Genomic DNA, 16741 nt, shown 5'->3' on the forward strand with positions numbered 1-16741 from the left:
GTGGATAACTCCACGTTGTGAGTGGACGGCTGTGAACTACATGGATGTGCTTACCCAAGCGCCCACCGCAGCATGTGTGAGCGTACACAGGGGATCCACACCCTCCGAGGTCGCTCAGCCCTTGATTACTAGGGCGTAACAGTTGGTTGTCCACACACTCCACAGGTGCTAATACTTCTACTCCATGAATTGAAGTTGTAAGAGGGTGACCGCCACCGACTGCATCGGCTTGGTCAGAAGCTCTCGAGTGAGAGCTCGGCACAAGCTCAGCGCACTTTCAGTTATTCGAACACATGGTCACAGTCGATTCTCGAATGCGAGATCCTTCAGGTCTTGGTCCAAGCGGAACCTGTGGCCGATCATGATGTTGGCAGCCCGATGCCGGGAAGCTGAGATTTCCGATAGGCTGTGTAAAGTTTTCCGAGCAACGTCAAGCCAGTGACTTGAGTACGTCGGGTGGCCACCCCGAAGGAGTAAAGTGAACGCCGAAGCATCTCCCCTGAAGTTCAAAGTCAACCGCGATGTCCTTGCCGATGCGGTGACTTGGGCTACCAAGACCCTCCCCAGCCGTCCTTCCGCACCGGTGCTCACCGGCATTCTCATCACTGCTGAGGCTGGTGGGGCCGTTCGTCTCTCCGTCTTTGACTACGAAGTCTCGTCCCGAGTCGAGATTGCAGCTGATGTTGTCACAGCCGGCACTGTTCTCGTCTCCGGTCGACTCCTTGCCGATATCTCCAAGGCTCTGCCGAACCAGGAAGTCACCCTCGAACAGATCGATTCGAAGGTCGATGTCACCTGCAGCTCGTCGCGGTTCTCGCTGATGACGATGCCTGTCGGCGAATACCCAGCGCTGCCTCAGGTCCCCGATGCTTCGGGAACCGTCTCAGCTGGTGAATTCCAGAACGCCGTCTCACAGGTCACGATCGCGACATCGAAAGATGACACACTGCCGATCCTGACCAGTGTTCGTGTCGAGATCGAAGGCGAAAAGGTCACACTTCTGGCCACCGACCGCTACCGGCTCGCTGTTCGTGAATTCACCTGGAACCCCGGTCGTCCCGACGTCTCCGCAGTCGCGCTTCTGCGCGGACGGACACTGTCCGATGTGTCGAAGTCGCTGGGCGGTGATGTCACGATCGGCCTGAGCAATGATGCGGGCAAGGACCTCATCTCCTTCACCTCGGCGGGGCGGGTCACAACCTCGCTGCTGGTCGAAGGTGAATACCCCAAGGTACGTTCCCTGTTCCCCGATTCCGTACCGATCCACTCGATCGTCGAAACCGGTGTTCTGCGTGAGGCCGTCCGTCGTGTCTCCCTCGTCGCCGAACGAAACACACCACTGCGCTTCGAGGTCAGCGATGGAATGCTCACGCTCCATGCCGGAACCGGCGACGATGCTCAAGCATCGGAAGCCGTCGAGGCAGTGCTGCAGGGTGACCCGATCACCGTCGGCTTCAACCCGCACTACATTGCCGAAGGTCTGGCCGCCATCGAGAGCCCGTATGTGAACTTCTCATTCACACAGCCGATGAAACCCGTCATCATCTCGGGTCAGAGAGATCTGGAATCGTCGGCGGACGAGTCGTATCGATACTTGCTCATGCCAACGCGTATCTGAATGTGGATATCCCGACTTTCGCTGCGTAACTACCGGTCCTATCCCGAACTCGATCTCGAGTTCGAACCCGGGGTCACCACATTCGTGGCCGACAACGGAACCGGCAAGACCAATATCGTCGAAGCCATCGGGTATCTGGCCCATCTGCGTTCTCATCGAGTTGCCTTCGATGCACCGCTGGTCAATGAGTCCGCGCAGACGGCAACCGTGTCCGCTCTCGTCAACCGCGATCAGCGACATGCCACGGTGGAAGTCTCGATCCAGTCGAAGGGTGCCAACCGGGCAAGGGTCAACCGCTCTCCGGTGAAGATGAAGGAGATACTCGGACTCGTCTCCTGTGTTGTCTTCGCACCAGAGGATCTCAGCCTTGTCCGGGGCGAACCAGCAGAACGACGGTCGTGGATCGACACTCTGGTTGTGTCCCGCAACCCTCGTTATTCTTCGGTGATCACGGATTTCGAGCGTGCTCTCAAACAGCGCAACGCGCTGCTCAAACGTCTGCGCGAGGACCGCGACCCCGGACTCGAAGCTACGTTGGACATCTGGAACATGGCCTATGCGGACTCCGCCTCTGAGCTGGTCTACGGCAGGCAGAGGATCCTCGCCGATATCGTCGAGCCCCTGCAGAAGAACTTCGCCCATATCGCCGCCGATGCTCGCCTAGAGCGCCAAGGCATCAAGGCTCGCTACGATTCACGCATCGACTATTCACAGGCCGGATCCGCTGCCGAATGTCGGGAGCTGCTGTTGGCCGCCCTTGAGCGCAGGCGCACCACGGAGATCGAGCGAGGTCTGACCCTGCACGGTCCCGGTCGCGATGATCTGGCGCTGACGATCGGCGATCATCCGGCGAAGGGCTATGCCTCCCACGGCGAGACCTGGTCGCTGGCCCTGGCGATGCAGCTGGCCGGATGGGATCTGCTGAGTTCCGACGCCGGGTCGACTGCCGAACAGCCGGTCCTCGTCCTCGACGATGTCTTCGCCGAACTCGACACCGGACGTCGGAACCGACTGGCCTCACGGATCACTGCTGCTGAACAGGTCTTCATCACTGCGGCCGTCGACGGAGATCTGCCCGACGGGCTTGAGGGCCGAAGAATCGGTCAGGAGCGTCTGCTCCCATGAGCGGCATCGAGAAGGACACCTCGACTCCGGTCGCGGCACTCGAAGCCCTTGACCGAGTCCGCCGGATGGAAGCGACCGAGGCGAAGTTCGTCCGCAGCCGTCGCAGGTCACGGCTGCGAGGAGAAGCCGTCTACACTTCGGCGGGCAAAGACAAACGTGATCCGGCAGCGATCTCATCGGCACTGGGAAAGCTGATCTCCGCCCGAGGCTGGTCCTCGTCGATCGACATCGGCAAGGTGCTGGGCCGGTGGCCCGATCTGGTGGGAGAACAGGTGGCGATGCACTGCAAACCCGTGGATTTCTCCCCTCCACTGCTGATCATCGCCGCGGACTCAACGACGTGGGCGACTCAGCTGCGAGTCCTCAAGCCCACGATCCTGAGAGCTTTGGAAGCGGGCCTCGGCTCACAGACGATCACGGAGATCGAGATCCGCGGACCACGGGGACGCAGCTTCAAGAAGGGTCGGCGCAGCGTGTCCGGTCGGGGACCACGCGACACCTTCGGCTGAACGCGCAAGTCCACCTGAGATTCGACGATCGGCTGAACTTCGCCAGAGGGTTTCTGGAGTCTGTGCGGGGGCCGAGCCGAAAACCATAGAGGGCCTTAAACGGCGATAGCCGGTCCCGTTCGTGCCCGGGGGTACATCTGAGGCTTCAAAATTCCGCAAATGTACCTTAATGGGCCGCTTACGGGCATTTCCGGTCTCGGCGCGGTAGAATAGGTAGCTGTTAGCGCCCACCCGCACTAGGAGTCATATGACGACCGAGGATCTACCCCATTACGATGCCGGGGATATTACGGTACTTGAGGGTCTCGAAGCAGTTCGCAAGCGACCTGGCATGTATATCGGTTCGACTTCGGAACGTGGTCTCCACCACCTGGTTCAGGAAATCGTCGACAACTCCGTCGATGAGGCGATGGCCGGGTACTGCTCTCACATCGAGGTGACGATCCTCGCCGACGGCGGTGTCAGAGTCGTCGATGACGGGCGCGGAATGCCGGTGGCGATGCACCCCACTGAGGGCAAGCCCACCGTCGAGGTGATCCTGACCATTCTGCACGCTGGCGGTAAGTTCGGCGGGGGTGGCTATGCCGTGGCCGGCGGTCTGCACGGTGTGGGTTCGACAGTGGTCAATGCGCTGTCCGAACGTCTTGATGTCGAGGTCCGGCGCGATGGCTATGTCTGGAACATGAACTTCGAGAAGGGTGTGCCCACGGGTGAGCTCACCCGTGGCGACGAGACCTCCGAGACCGGCACGATGGTGACCTTCTGGCCGGACTCGACGATCTTCGAGACCACCGACTTCTCGTACGAATACCTGCGTGCCCGCTTCCAGCAGATGGCGTTCCTCAACAAGGGTATGAAGATCAGCCTGACCGATGAACGGCACGTTCAGATCGATGATGACAACGTCCAGATCGACGATGACGAAGAGGCAGACGCCAAACCGCGTGAGGCCACGTACCACTACGAACACGGTCTGCTCGACTACGTGCAGTACCTGAATGCGACGAAGAAGGCCGATCTCGTCCACCCGGATGTCATCGTCTTCGAGTCTGAGGAACCCGGAGAGACACTCTCACTCGAGATCGCCATGCAATGGACGACGTCCTACAGCGAATCGGTCCATACCTATGCCAACGTCATCAACACCCATGAGGGCGGTACGCACGAAGAGGGCTTCCGCACGGCACTGACCTCACTGATCAACAACTACGCTCGTGAACAGAAACTCCTGCGGGAGAAGGATGCGAACCTCACCGGTGACGACATCCGTGAGGGTCTGACCGCAGTCATCTCGGTCAAGCTCGGCGATCCGCAGTTCGAGGGCCAGACGAAGACGAAACTGGGCAACTCAGAGGTCAAGGGCTTCGTCCAGCGTGTTGTCCGCGATGAGCTCGGTCACTGGATGGAGTCCAATCCGGCTCAGGCCAAGGACGTTGTTCGCAAGGGGCTCCAGGCGTCCCAGGCGAGACTGGCTGCGCGCAAGGCCCGCGAGGCCACACGGCGCAAGGGACTGCTCGAATCCTCGGGCATGCCCGGCAAGCTCAAGGACTGCCAGTCCAAAGACCCGACGATCTCGGAAGTCTTCATCGTCGAGGGTGACTCTGCCGGCGGTTCGGCAACGCAGGGGCGCAATCCCAATACCCAGGCGATTCTGCCGCTGCGCGGCAAGATCCTCAATGTGGAGAAGGCCCGACTCGACCGGGCTCTGGACAATAACGAGGTCCAGGCCATGATCACCGCCTTCGGCACGGGTATCGGCGAAGAGTTCGATCTTGACAAGTTGCGTTACCACAAAATCGTGCTCATGGCCGACGCGGACGTCGATGGTCAGCACATCACGACGCTGCTGCTGACCCTGATCTTCCGCTACATGAAGCCGCTCATCGAGCACGGTTACGTCTATCTGGCCACGCCTCCGCTGTATCGGCTCAAGTGGTCGAACGCCCCTCATCAGTTCGCCTACACCGACAATGAACGCGACGGCCTGCTCGAAACCGGACGAGCTTCCGGCAAACGGCTGCCCAAGGACATGGCGATTCAGCGCTACAAGGGTCTGGGCGAGATGAACTACGAGGAGCTGTGGGAGACCACGATGGATCCTGACCACCGGCTGCTCAAGCAGGTGTCGCTCGACGATGCGATCGTGGCGGACGAGATCTTCACGGTGCTCATGGGCGATGACGTGGATTCACGTCGACGTTTCATCCAAGAGAACGCGAAAGACGTTCGCTTCCTCGACATCTGATCCTCACCGTCGGTTCTCGACCACTGTCGAGAGCCGACGGTCATACAGACTCTCACGAACTCATTCACCGCCGTGCTGCGCGGGTTAAGACACAAGGGAAGAGCCCACATTGGCTGACGAAAACGATATCGGAACCGAAATCAACCGTGTCGAACAGGTTGATCTCAATCTGGAGATGCAGAGGTCGTACCTCGATTATGCGATGAGCGTGATCGTCGGCCGCGCCCTGCCGGATGTCCGCGATGGACTCAAGCCCGTCCACCGGCGCGTGCTGTACGCGATGTTCGACGGCGGCTACCGCCCGGACCGCAACTTCTCGAAGTGCTCACGCGTCGTCGGCGACGTCATGGGCCAGTACCACCCGCACGGCGATACGGCGATCTACGATGCGATGGTCCGCCTCGTGCAGCCGTGGACAATGCGCTACCCGCTCGTCGCCGGACAGGGCAACTTCGGCTCACCGGGTGATGACGGCGCTGCCGCCCCGCGTTATACCGAGTGCAAGATGGCTCCTTTGGCCCTTGAGATGGTCAGGGACATCGAAGAGGGCACTGTCGACTTCCAGGACAACTACGATGGCCGCAACCAGGAGCCGACGGTTCTGCCCTCGCGGTTCCCGAACCTGCTGGTCAACGGTTCCTCGGGGATCGCCGTGGGTATGGCCACGAACATCCCGCCGCACAACCTCCGTGAGGTCGCGGCCGGGGCTCAGTGGCTTCTCGCTCACCCCGAAGTCAGCAAGGAAGAGGCACTGGAGGCGCTGCTCGGCATCGTCAAGGGCCCCGACTTCCCAATGGCTGCGACGATCCTGGGCCGCAAGGGCATCGACGACATGTACCGGACCGGCCGCGGTTCGATCACGCAGCGCGCTGTCGTCGAGGTTGAGGAGATCCAGGGACGCACGTGCTTGGTCGTCACGGAACTGCCGCATATGGTCAACCCCGACACCCTGGCCGCGAAGATCGCCTCCTACGTCAAAGACGGCAAGGTCGCCGGCATCGCGGACCTCCGTGACGAGTCCTCGGGACGTACAGGACAGCGTCTGGTCATCGTGCTCAAGCGCGATGCGGTGGCGAAGGTCGTGCTCAACAACCTCTACAAGCACACGTCACTGCAGGAGAACTTCTCAGCGAACATGCTGGCGATCGTCGACAGCGTGCCGCGCACCCTCAGTCTGGACTCGTTCCTGCGCCTGTGGGTCAAGCACCAGATCGAAGTCATCGTCCGACGCACCGAATTCCGTCTGCGCAAGGCCGAGGAGCGCGCGCATATCCTGCGTGGCTACCTCAAGGCACTCGATGCCCTCGACGAGGTCATTGCTCTGATCCGTCGTTCACCCTCTTCCGATGAAGCTCGTACAGGTCTGATGGAGCTCCTCGAGGTCGATGAGATTCAGGCCAATGCCATTCTTGATCTGCAGCTGCGCCGCCTCGCCGCCCTGGAACGCCTTAAGATTCAGGAAGAGGCAGACAAGATCGAGCAGCAGATCGCCGAGTTCAAATACATCCTCGCGACTCCCGCCCGTCAGCGTGAGATCGTGTCGGAAGAACTCGATGAGATCGTCGAACGCTACGGCGACGACCGCCGGACAAAGATCCTGGCCGGATTCGACGGAGATGTGTCGATGGAAGACCTGATCCCGGAAGAAGAGGTCGTCGTCACCATCACCCGCGGCGGATACGCCAAGCGCACCCAGAATCACCTGTACCGGGCACAGCACCGTGGTGGTAAGGGCATCAAGGGCGCAAACCTGCGTGGAGATGACGTCGTCGAGCAGTTCTTCGTCACCTCCACACACAACTGGCTGCTGTTCTTCACGAACACCGGTCGCGTCTACCGGGCCAAGGCCTACGAGCTCCCAGAAGGTTCACGGGATGCCAAGGGTCAGCACGTGGCGAACCTGCTCGCTCTGCAGCCGGGTGAGACGATCGCCAAGGTGCTCTCCATCCGAGACTACGAAGAAGCCGACTTCCTCATCCTGGCCACGCAGTCCGGTGTCGTGAAGAAGACCCGTCTGAGTGAGTACGACTCGAACCGCACAGGCGGCGTCATCGCGATCAACCTCCGTGAGTACAAGGGACAGCCAGACGAGCTGGTCTCCGCACGGATCGTCAGCTCCGAGGACCACCTTCTGATGATCTCCCGCAAGGGAATGTCGATCCGGTTCGCAGCCGACGACGACTCGATTCGCCCCCTGGGCCGAGTCACCGGCGGTGTGACCGGAATGAAGTTCAAGGGCGATGACGAGCTGCTGACCATGGACGTCATCCAGCCAGACACCTTCGTCTTCGTTGTGACAGAGGGTGGCTATGCGAAGCGGACTCCGGTCGATGAATACCGTCTGCAGGGCCGTGGTGGCCTGGGAATCCGGGTTGCCAAGATCACGGAGCAGCGCGGAGACTTGGTGGGCGGACTGATCGTCGATGAGGGAGAAGAAGTCCTTGTCGTCATGGAACGCGGTAAGATCGTACGGTCGAATATCGATGAAGTTCCGGCAAAGGGACGCAACACCATGGGTGTGGTGTTCGCGAAACCGGGCAAGAATGATCGTATTATCGCTGTAACGCGTGGACCCGAGACCGTGGTCGAAGAACTTGACGAAGAAGCTGAGGAACCGGAAGGTGAGGACGTAGAGCCTCAGACCGGCAGCGAGGATGTGGAAGAGTGAGCGAGAACAAACAGCCAGGCTCAGGCAAGATCATACGCACGTCCAGTGGCTCCACCCGCTTGACAGCAGGATCGTCGAAGGACGGGGAGAAGGCTGATCATTCTTCCGGCTCCGATGACCCGGGCGGCTCCGGCGAATCGGCGGGCTCGAATAGATCGGCAAGATCGGGTGAATCGGGTGCTGCACCCGATAAGACCCGAGTCGTTGCTCCCCCTACGCCCAAGGCCTCGCCGAAGCCGAGCAAGGCTCCCTCGGCCGGTCAGTCCTCAGCCGGTTCGGCCTCCGGCCGGCAGCCCTCTGCCGGGACCTCCACCGGTGGCTCGACGCCTTCGAGTCAGGCAACCGGTTCGCAGAACTCAGCGTCCGGAAGTGGTCCGGCCACCTCGGGGATGGGATCAGCGTCCAACACCATTCGCGCCAGCTCCGGCAGCGTGAAAATGGGCGTCAAGAACATGGTCGACAGCGGCAAAGGCAGCAAAAAGAAGAAGGGCCCGCGAACGGTTCGCCTCACTGTGTCAGCGGTGGACCCATGGTCGGTCATGAAGATGTCGTTCCTCATGTCAGTGGCCATCGGCATCGCCACCATCGTGGCATTCATCGTGCTCTGGGTCGTCCTCCAGGCCACGGGCGTCATGAGCGGTCTGGAAACGACGATCTCCGAAGTTGCCGGCGCGGAATCGGCCGAGAAGATCGTCGGGATATTCGGTTTCGGACGAGTTGTGGCCGCCGGCTTCATCATCGCAGTCATCAACATCGTCCTGATGACTGCCCTGTCCACTCTCGGTGCGTTCATCTACAACATCGGATCCCTCATCGCGGGTGGATTCCATCTGACACTGACCGACGACTGAGACCTGCGGCAGCCTCTTTCGGTGCTATGTGCTCCTACCTGCTCCCAGAACCTGGCGGCGGCTCGGAATCCCAGTCTGGGAATTCCGAGCCGCCGTCGGGCGGTTCAGGGGAGGATCGCAGAGTATGATGAGGTCATGTGAGGCGAGTCACTGTCGGCCGATTTGTGTTGGAATGACCCGTTGGGTATCGTTTTACTTCGGGTTCACCCCCTGAAAAGGGCCTATAGCTCAGGCGGTTAGAGCGCTTCGCTGATAACGAAGAGGTCCCTGGTTCAAGTCCAGGTAGGCCCACATCCTTTCGAGGAGGATCATGAAGAAGTGGATTCTCAGTGGTCTCACGCTTGTGGGACTCGGAGTTTTCTTCCGGTGGCGGCACAGTAATCAGAGTGCCCAAGCCGAATGGTCCGAACACACCGACTCGGTGTGAAGGTGAATGCCGTTTGGGGGGTATGGCGCAATTGGTAGCGCACCTGCTTTGCAAGCAGGGGGTTAGGGGTTCGAGTCCCCTTACCTCCACCAGATGACGAAGGCTCCGGACCGAATCGGTCCGGAGCCTTCGTTGTGAAGAACTTCCCTCGTGCCCCGCACTCTCTCCACTTCCGGTCTCTTTTCGCTCTCTGTTCGGAATAAGTCCGCCCTCATCATCGTTGTCTGCTACATCCGCGAGTGTCGTTCGCAGTTTCCGAACTCGCACTCGCCTTCCGGGGCAGATGGCTGCAGACGCCAGTTCGGCCCTTGATCACATCACTCGATCGGAGATCCTCTTTGTCCAGCGACACCTCACCCTCCCGTCCCAACGATTCGCGGACTGAGTCCATCAATCCTGCGGGGATGCGGGTGATCTGGCTGCTTCTGGTGGCTGCCTTCGTAGCGATCCTCAACGAAACGACGATGGCCATCGCGATCCCCGAGCTCAACGTTGCCCTCGGGATCCCCCCGGAGCTCGGTCAGTGGCTGACCAGCGCGTTCATGCTCACCATGGCCGTCGTGATTCCCACGACCGGTTTCCTCCTGCAGCGCTTCACCACCCGTCAGATCTTCCTGGCAGCAATGATTCTGTTCTCAGCTGGCACCCTGATCTGTCTCGTGGCTCCGGGCTTCACCGTCCTGCTCGTCGGACGCGTCGTCCAGGCTGCGGGCACCGGCATCATGATGCCGCTGCTCATGACAACGATCATGAATGTCGTCCCTGCCCACTCGCGCGGTCGGATGATGGGTCGGGTCGGCCTGGTCATCTCGCTCGCTCCCGCAATCGGTCCGACGATGTCGGGCATCGTGCTCGATTCCCTAGGATGGCGTTGGCTGTTCGCCATCGTCCTCCCCATCGCGCTCATCGCTCTCGGCTTCGGCGCCAAGTGGATGACCAATCTGGGTGAGAGCACCCATGCGCCGATCGACATCGTCTCCGTCGTGCTCTCGGTCCTCGCCTTCGGCGGCATCGTCTTCGGCCTCAGCCAGTTCGGTGGGGGCCACGATGGGGGCGGCTCCACCACCGGTTTCGCGTGGACTGCAATCGCTGCGGGACTCGTCTTCCTGGGTTTCTTCGCCTGGCGACAGCTGATGCTGCAGAAGGACGATCGGGCGCTGCTGGACCTGCGCGTCTTCTCCGCGAAGAACTATGTCATCGCAGTCATCATCATGGCCGTCGTCTCACTGGCCATGTTCGGTACCTTCTCCCTGCTTCCGCTGTACCTGCAGAACGTCGCCGGGCTCAACGCCACGCAGTCGGGTCTCGTCCTTCTGCCCGGATCCATCCTGATGGGCGTTCTTGCTCCCGTGATGGGCCGCATCTACGACGCACGAGGCCCACGGACTCTGCTGATCCCAGGATCGGTCATGATCGCTGCATCGATGTTCGCCTACTCCATGGTCGGCGTGGGCACACCCACCTGGGTTCTCGTCGTCATCCAGACGGTCATGTCACTGGGGCTGGCCGGGTCGTTCACACCCCTGTTCTCCGCCTCGCTGGGTTCACTGGACCGGAAACTCTATTCGCACGGATCTGCGGCGCTCAATACCATGCAGCAGGTGGCAGGAGCTGCCGGAACCGCACTTCTGATCTCCATCTACTCCTCTGCCCTGCATTCGGGTGAGGCCGCAGGACGTTCCGTGGCGGAGTCGGGTGCGCCGGGAGCGCACAATGCGTTCCTGCTGGCCACAGCCATCACCCTGGTGCCCGTAGTGCTGGCGTTCTTCATCAAGAAGCCCGAAGACCAGGAGTCCGCCCCCGCCGAGGAGGTCCCCCTGGTTCCGGAGACACCTGCCACATAATCTGAGGATGAGTTGACCCAAGGTTCCTGCCCATCTGCACGTGTGGCGCTGTGGCAACGACCTGAACTAGAGTCGTCGGCGTGAATTCGAAACGCTGGCAGCACATTATGGAATGGCCACTCGTGGTCGCCGCGCTCACCTTCCTCGGTGCCTACAGCTGGCAGGTGATCGGAGCGCCCACCGGCACATATGCCCAACTCGCTATGGCCTTGGTCATCATCACGTGGCTCGTCTTCGTCATCGACTACGTGGTCAACCTCTGGCTCGCCGAGGATCGCTGGGCCTGGTTTCGTCACCATCTCTTCGATCTCGCCGTCATCGCCCTGCCGTTGCTGCGGCCCCTGCGAGTCCTGCGCGCCATCACGGTCCTGCACATCCTCAACCGCACTGTCGGCACCGCCGTGCGCGGGAAGATCCTCATCTACACCGCTTCGGCGTCAGCATTGCTCGTCTACGCCGCTGCACTCGCCGTCCTCGACGCCGAACGCGGAACCGAATCGGCGATCAATTCCTTCCCCGACGCCATCTGGTGGGCCTTCGTCACCGTGACCACCGTCGGCTACGGGGACATGGCGCCGATGAGCGGGTTGGGCCGGATGCTCGCTGTGTGCCTCATGCTGGGTGGGATTGCTCTGCTCGGCGTCGTCACCGGCACGCTGGCCTCCTGGATCGTCGAGAAGGTATCGACGGATGCGGAGGAGAACCAATCAGCCACCGTCGCCCACATCCATGCCCTCGAGGAGTCGATCGCGGCACTGACACTCCAGGTCGAAACCATCGGCGGGCAGGCGCAGACAGGATCGGAATCGCTGAGGCACACCGGTGATCGATTCGAGGACTCGACATATAGCGACCCTGCGTAAGAATCTTCGGTGATTGCTCGGGCCACGGGTGATTGTCTGAAAACGAGGGGTTTACGAAGATTGCCGACACCGGCCCCGAGGTCGGGGTGCCGAGCGCGTGTAGATGGGCCTGGAGGGGTCTTCGCAGGTCTTTGCCGTTGCTTGTGGACCACAGCCGATTTCGCACGCACCGCTTCAAGCGGGTAATATCGGCCTGTGCTCTGAGGGGGTATGGCGCAATTGGTAGCGCACCTGCTTTGCAAGCAGGGGGTTAGGGGTTCGAGTCCCCTTACCTCCACTCGAGAAGCTATTGAGACAGCACTCGTAAAAGAAGATCCCGCCGACAGCGATATGGACGCTGTCGGCGGGATCTTTGTCTGTGTTCTGTCCCCGACATGAGTCAGGGCGGTGGTTCCGCGTCGATTCCGAGCAGACCAGAGCCTGCTCGGAACCTGTACAGATCAAGCATGGACGCGAATGAGGTGCTCGTTCGTGAACGCCTGGAATGCCCACTGGGCGTTCTCGCGACCGTAACCCGAGCGGTTGATGCCGCCGAACGGGTATTCGGGACCGGACTCCATGTGGGAGTTGATCAGCGTCATGCCGGCGTTGATCTTGGCGCCGAACTGCTGCCCCTTTTCGAGATCATCGGTCCACACCGAGCTCATGAGGCCGTATTCGGTGTCATTGGCCAGACGCAGCGCATCCTCTTCGTCCTTGGCCCGGTAGACCATGACCGCTGGCCCGAAGAGCTCATTGCAGCCGAGATCGGACTTCGGGTCGATGTCGGAGATCACAGCCGGGGACATGAACCAGCCCGGACGGTCGAGCTTCTTCCCGCCGGTGTGCAGTGTGGCGCCATCGGCCACAGCCTTCTCGATCATGGCCACGATCTCATCGCGAGCACCCTCGGAGGAGACCGGTCCCATGCCGACGTCCGGATCATCGTAGGTCGAGACCTTCGTTGCCTCGGCGGCCTTGACGGCCTCGGCGAGGAACTCGTCGTAGAGATCATCGACGACGATCATGCGCTTGGGTGAGGTGCAGACCTGACCGGCGTTGGCAAGACGCAGGCCGACAAGCTTCTTGGCCAGTGCCGGCACATCTTTCGAATCGAGGACGACGGCGGGATCGTTGCCGCCGAGTTCGAGGACGGCGCGCTTGTAGTACTTGGCGGCGATGGAGGCCACGGAGGCACCCGCACCCTCGGAGCCGGTGAGTGAGAAGCCCTTGACGCGGAAGTCCTTGAGGACCTCCTCGGCATGAGAGCTGTCGAGGTAGATGTTCTGGTAGACGCCCTTGGGCAGACCCGCCTCGGTGAGGAGATCCTCGAAGTACTGTGAGGACTTCGGGCAGATCGAGGCCTGCTTCATGATGATCGCATTGCCGACCATGAGGTTGGGCAGCACGAAACGCGCGATCTGGTTATAGGGGAAGTTCCACGGCATAATGCCCAGCAGAACACCCAGCGGCTGGTGGCGGACGTAGCTGCTGGCTGCGCCTGCGGCAGCCAGATGTGTGGGAGCCAAGTGAGTCTCGGCGTTATCGGCCATCCACCGTGCTGTACGAGCGACCTTGTCCACCTCGCCGAGGCCCTGCTTCTTGACCTTGCCCATCTCACGGCCGATGATGTCGGTCATCTCATCGGCATTGGCATCGACGAGGTCAGCGAACTTGCGCAGGATCGCGCCGCGCTCGTGCAACGGTGTCTCCTTCCACGCAAGATGAGCTTCGTGGGCACGGTCGATGTAGCCGGGGATGTCTTCCTTGGCGACGGAGGCGAACTCCTCCTCGACCTCACCGGTATTGGCATTTGTGACTGCGAACTTGCTCATGAAACGTCCTCTCGCGCGTAGGAATCGACTTTGTAGTCTCAACAAGAAGAATGACGTGCGCATTCCACAAGGGCAAGTCGGTCTCAAACTCGCTCTGGCTCGCAGAGACTAAAGTGACTCAGAAACGCCGAGGAGCAACGATGTCCCACCAACGCAAACTGTGCTATTTCGTCGCAGTCTCCATCGATGGTTTCATCGCCGGCCCGGATGGAGGCGATCCGAGCAGTTGGTGGCCGATCACCGATGACTACATCGACTTCATTCGCACGGAGTATCCGGAGACCTTGCCGGGCCCCGCCAGGGAGGCGCTGGGCGTGACGGGACGCGGACACCATTTCGATACGGTCGTCGAGGGCCGAGGATCCTTTGCGATCGGTCTTGCCGCCGGACTACCGGATGCCTACCCGCATCTGCGTCATCTCGTGGTCTCTGCCTCGCTCGATTCGGTCCCCGGCTCCGCTGTCGAAATCGTCAGAGACGATCCCGTGCAGCGGATTCGGGAGCTCAAAGGTGAGCCGGGGAAGGATATCTGGCTCGTCGGCGGAGGGACGCTGGCTTCGAGCCTGCGTGCTGAGATCGACGAACTCATCATCAAACTCGGTCCCATCACCCTCGGAGCGGGTGTGCCGCTCTGGGGCGTTGAGTCCGACTTCGACAAAGAGATCTGGACGACTACCGAGGTGCGAGCCTTTCCCGGTGGAATGACCCTGCTGCGCTACGCCCGCTCAGGCGATGGCGTCTGAGGACTGTTCGAACCTCGCGACACCGATACGAGCACTCCAGACTCGTTCGACCCGGATCGCAACCGCGACGAGGACCAGGGAGGCCAGGGCGAGGAGGATCGCGACGACGACGGGGGCCTTGAACCCCCAGCCGAGTGCGATGACGCCGGCGCCGAGTGCTGGCCCGATGGCATTGCCGACGTTGAACGCCGAGGTGTTCACGCTGGCGGCCAGTGTCGGTGCCTGAGTGGCGATCTGGAATACGCGGGCGTTGAGCGCCCCCGCGATCGAGAAGCCGCTGGCGCCGATGAGGACGATCATGACGATCGCCGCCCAGCCGGTGTCGGCCACCAGCCACAGGGCGAAGAGACTGAGCGCCAAGGCCGCGAGGCTGCCGATGATATTGCCGAAGATGTTCTTATCGGCGAAGCGTCCGCCCACGACGACTCCGATGAAGGCGCCGATGCCGAAGGCTGCCAAAACTCCGGGGACGAGGTCGTGGGAGAGCCCCGCCACCTGAGTGAGCAGGGGCGAAAAGTAGGAGAAGGCGGCGAAGACCGACGCCTGGAACAGCGCGGTCGTTGCCAGAGCCAACCAGATTCGCGGTCCCTTGAATGCGGCGAGCTCGGCCTTGAGAAGAGTGGGCAGATGCTGGTTCGACCCGGTTTCCTCGTCGGTCGGGTTGCGAACTGTGAACCCGATGAGGACGGCGGCGAGAGCAGTGACGACTGCGACGGCCCAGAATGTCGCCCGCCATCCGTACTGCGTGCCCACCCAGGTGCCCACGGGAACGCCCACGAGGTTCGCAACGGTCAGACCGCCGACGAGGCTGGCCAGGGCACGACGCTGCACCTTTGCGGGGGCGATGCGCGTCGTATGAACAGCGGCCACGGCCCAGAACCCGCCGCAGGCGACGGCCGCCAGGACACGGGTGACCATGAGGATCGAATAGCTCGGCGACAGCGCGGCCAGGATGTGCAGAGTGGTGAACGCAATGATCGAGATGATCATCGTCGCCCGACGCGGCAGCGTGAGCGTCAGCAGCGCCATTGCCGGTGCTCCGCCGATCATTCCCACAGCGAATCCGGTGATGAGCAGGCCTGCCTGCGGGATGCCGACCCGCAGATCGGCACTGATGGGTTCGAGGATCCCAGCGATCATGAACTCGCTGGTGCCGAGGCAGAAGATCACCGCTGCCAGGAGGTAGACCTGGGCTGGGACACGGACTCTCGTTGGAGTCGAAGTCGTCACTGTGCGCTGCTTTCGGTTGCGATGAGGTGTCCGGGAGAATTGCGGCGGTATGTGTGGGGTGCCGTGTGGTCGTGAAGTGCCCTGAGTCCCTCGGGTGTGCACAGTCCTTCGATGAACGCGGTCGCCTGAGACTGGACATTGCTTGCGGGCATGACCCGAGCGGCGATCCTCAGCCCGGCGAGCACACTGTGGATGAGCTCCGCATGCACCTTCGCATCCAGCTCGGAGCGGATGTGGCCCTCGACCTGCCCGCGTTCCAGGACGAACCGATACGACTCCAACCAGGCCTGGTGATCGGGATCGAGGATCGTGCACACCGCATCGACCTCACGGCCGAGTTCGGCCGCAGTGTTTGCCGACAGGCACCCGACCCGTGAGTCGTCCTCGCACTGTTTGGCCAGTTCCCCGCCGAGGCGGTGCATGATGAGCGTCGGGGCCGGTGCTGTTCCTGTGCGCAGCTCCTCCCGGGCCGGGATTCCTCTCGCGGTGTAGTCACGCAGGGCCCGAAGGAAGAGCGAATCGAGGCTGTCAAAGGTGTTGTAGAAGCTTGAGCGGCCGATGTTCGCACGCTCGCAGACCAGGCCGACGTCGGTGCCCGTGTAGCCATGCTCGCTGAAGACGGCAATGGCAGTGTTGATCACCGCCTGCTCGTCGAAGGTCTTCCTCCTGCCCATGGAAAGAGCTTAAATTGTTTTGGACACAACTGTCCAATAAGTGCTCGGAACATCATCGGATGAATGCTGACACCGTCTGTCAACAGCCGCCGGGCATCAACAGCAGGTGTAACGTGGCGGCAAGGAACGA

The 16741-nt window shown here is 61.3% G+C and carries 12 protein-coding genes and 3 tRNA genes; 12 read left to right on the plus strand and 3 right to left on the minus strand.

Going from position 1 to position 16741, the window contains the following annotated elements:
* The first annotated feature begins 478 nt into the window (after positions 1-478).
* The 11 genes from dnaN (at position 479) to AAFP32_RS16570 (ending at position 12427) form a co-directional block, all read left to right on the plus strand.
* Entirely contained in the window at positions 479-1618 is a 1140-nt protein-coding gene (dnaN, locus tag AAFP32_RS16520; RefSeq protein WP_350270052.1) for a DNA polymerase III subunit beta, read from the plus strand.
* Positions 1619-2743 carry a DNA replication/repair protein RecF gene (recF, locus tag AAFP32_RS16525; RefSeq protein WP_350270053.1) on the plus strand — a complete coding sequence of 375 codons (1125 nt, stop codon included), beginning with the start codon at positions 1619-1621 and terminating at the stop codon, positions 2741-2743.
* The gene (locus tag AAFP32_RS16530; RefSeq protein ID WP_096177554.1) at positions 2740-3252 is read left to right on the plus strand and encodes a DUF721 domain-containing protein; all 513 of its coding nucleotides are present in this window, start codon (positions 2740-2742) and stop codon (positions 3250-3252) included. The genes recF and AAFP32_RS16530 overlap by 4 nt, the downstream gene beginning before the upstream one ends.
* A gap of 247 nt (positions 3253-3499) precedes the next feature.
* A complete protein-coding gene (gene gyrB, locus AAFP32_RS16535) occupies positions 3500-5497 on the plus strand; it encodes a DNA topoisomerase (ATP-hydrolyzing) subunit B (RefSeq protein WP_350270054.1) in 1998 nt (665 codons plus the stop codon).
* A gap of 109 nt (positions 5498-5606) precedes the next feature.
* Positions 5607-8165, plus strand: a complete 2559-nt coding sequence (gene gyrA, locus AAFP32_RS16540) for a DNA gyrase subunit A (protein ID WP_096146181.1) — start codon at positions 5607-5609, stop codon at positions 8163-8165.
* Positions 8162-9016 (plus strand): DUF3566 domain-containing protein, encoded by an 855-nt coding sequence (locus AAFP32_RS16545; RefSeq protein ID WP_350270055.1) that lies wholly within the window; start codon positions 8162-8164, stop codon positions 9014-9016. Before gyrA ends, AAFP32_RS16545 begins: the two co-directional genes overlap by 4 nt.
* A gap of 217 nt (positions 9017-9233) precedes the next feature.
* Positions 9234-9307: transfer RNA gene (locus AAFP32_RS16550), tRNA-Ile, on the plus strand.
* A gap of 152 nt (positions 9308-9459) precedes the next feature.
* A tRNA-Ala gene (locus AAFP32_RS16555) sits at positions 9460-9535 on the plus strand.
* Between the two features lie 246 nt (positions 9536-9781).
* Positions 9782-11287, plus strand: a complete 1506-nt coding sequence (locus AAFP32_RS16560; protein ID WP_420883375.1) for an MDR family MFS transporter — start codon at positions 9782-9784, stop codon at positions 11285-11287.
* An 80-nt stretch (positions 11288-11367) separates the two neighbouring features.
* Positions 11368-12150, plus strand: coding sequence for a potassium channel family protein (locus tag AAFP32_RS16565; protein WP_205676734.1), 783 nt, complete (start codon positions 11368-11370; stop codon positions 12148-12150).
* Between the two features lie 204 nt (positions 12151-12354).
* Positions 12355-12427 (plus strand) — tRNA-Ala (locus tag AAFP32_RS16570).
* 163 nt (positions 12428-12590) lie between these two features.
* Here AAFP32_RS16570 and AAFP32_RS16575 read toward each other — a convergent pair.
* The gene (locus AAFP32_RS16575; protein WP_350270056.1) at positions 12591-13964 is read right to left on the minus strand and encodes an NAD-dependent succinate-semialdehyde dehydrogenase; all 1374 of its coding nucleotides are present in this window, start codon (positions 13962-13964) and stop codon (positions 12591-12593) included.
* A gap of 140 nt (positions 13965-14104) precedes the next feature.
* On the opposite strand from AAFP32_RS16575, the gene AAFP32_RS16580 reads away from it, so the two are divergent.
* Positions 14105-14707, plus strand: coding sequence for a dihydrofolate reductase family protein (locus tag AAFP32_RS16580; RefSeq protein WP_350270057.1), 603 nt, complete (start codon positions 14105-14107; stop codon positions 14705-14707).
* Here AAFP32_RS16580 and AAFP32_RS16585 read toward each other — a convergent pair.
* Together AAFP32_RS16585 and AAFP32_RS16590 are read right to left on the minus strand one after the other, a co-directional pair.
* On the minus strand, positions 14690-15937 hold the full coding sequence (locus AAFP32_RS16585) for a Cmx/CmrA family chloramphenicol efflux MFS transporter (protein ID WP_350270058.1): 1248 nt from the start codon (positions 15935-15937) through the stop codon (positions 14690-14692). The two genes, AAFP32_RS16580 and AAFP32_RS16585, sit on opposite strands and share 18 nt — an antisense overlap.
* Positions 15934-16611: a TetR/AcrR family transcriptional regulator gene (locus tag AAFP32_RS16590; RefSeq protein WP_350270059.1), complete on the minus strand. Its 678-nt coding sequence runs from the start codon at positions 16609-16611 to the stop codon at positions 15934-15936. The genes AAFP32_RS16585 and AAFP32_RS16590 overlap by 4 nt, the downstream gene beginning before the upstream one ends.
* Positions 16612-16741 lie beyond the last annotated feature (130 nt).

The organism is Brevibacterium sp. CBA3109 (assembly GCF_040256645.1).
GTDB lineage: Bacteria > Actinomycetota > Actinomycetes > Actinomycetales > Brevibacteriaceae > Brevibacterium > Brevibacterium koreense.

Coding starts and splice junctions, on each gene's coding strand:
- recF (WP_350270053.1), top strand. CDS start 1,619: ATGTGGATATCCCGACTTTCGCTGCGTAACTACCGGTCCTATCCCGAA.
- AAFP32_RS16530 (WP_096177554.1), top strand. CDS start 2,740: ATGAGCGGCATCGAGAAGGACACCTCGACTCCGGTCGCGGCACTCGAA.
- gyrB (WP_350270054.1), top strand. CDS start 3,500: ATGACGACCGAGGATCTACCCCATTACGATGCCGGGGATATTACGGTA.
- AAFP32_RS16575 (WP_350270056.1), bottom strand. CDS start 13,964: ATGAGCAAGTTCGCAGTCACAAATGCCAATACCGGTGAGGTCGAGGAG.
- AAFP32_RS16580 (WP_350270057.1), top strand. CDS start 14,105: ATGTCCCACCAACGCAAACTGTGCTATTTCGTCGCAGTCTCCATCGAT.
- AAFP32_RS16590 (WP_350270059.1), bottom strand. CDS start 16,611: ATGGGCAGGAGGAAGACCTTCGACGAGCAGGCGGTGATCAACACTGCC.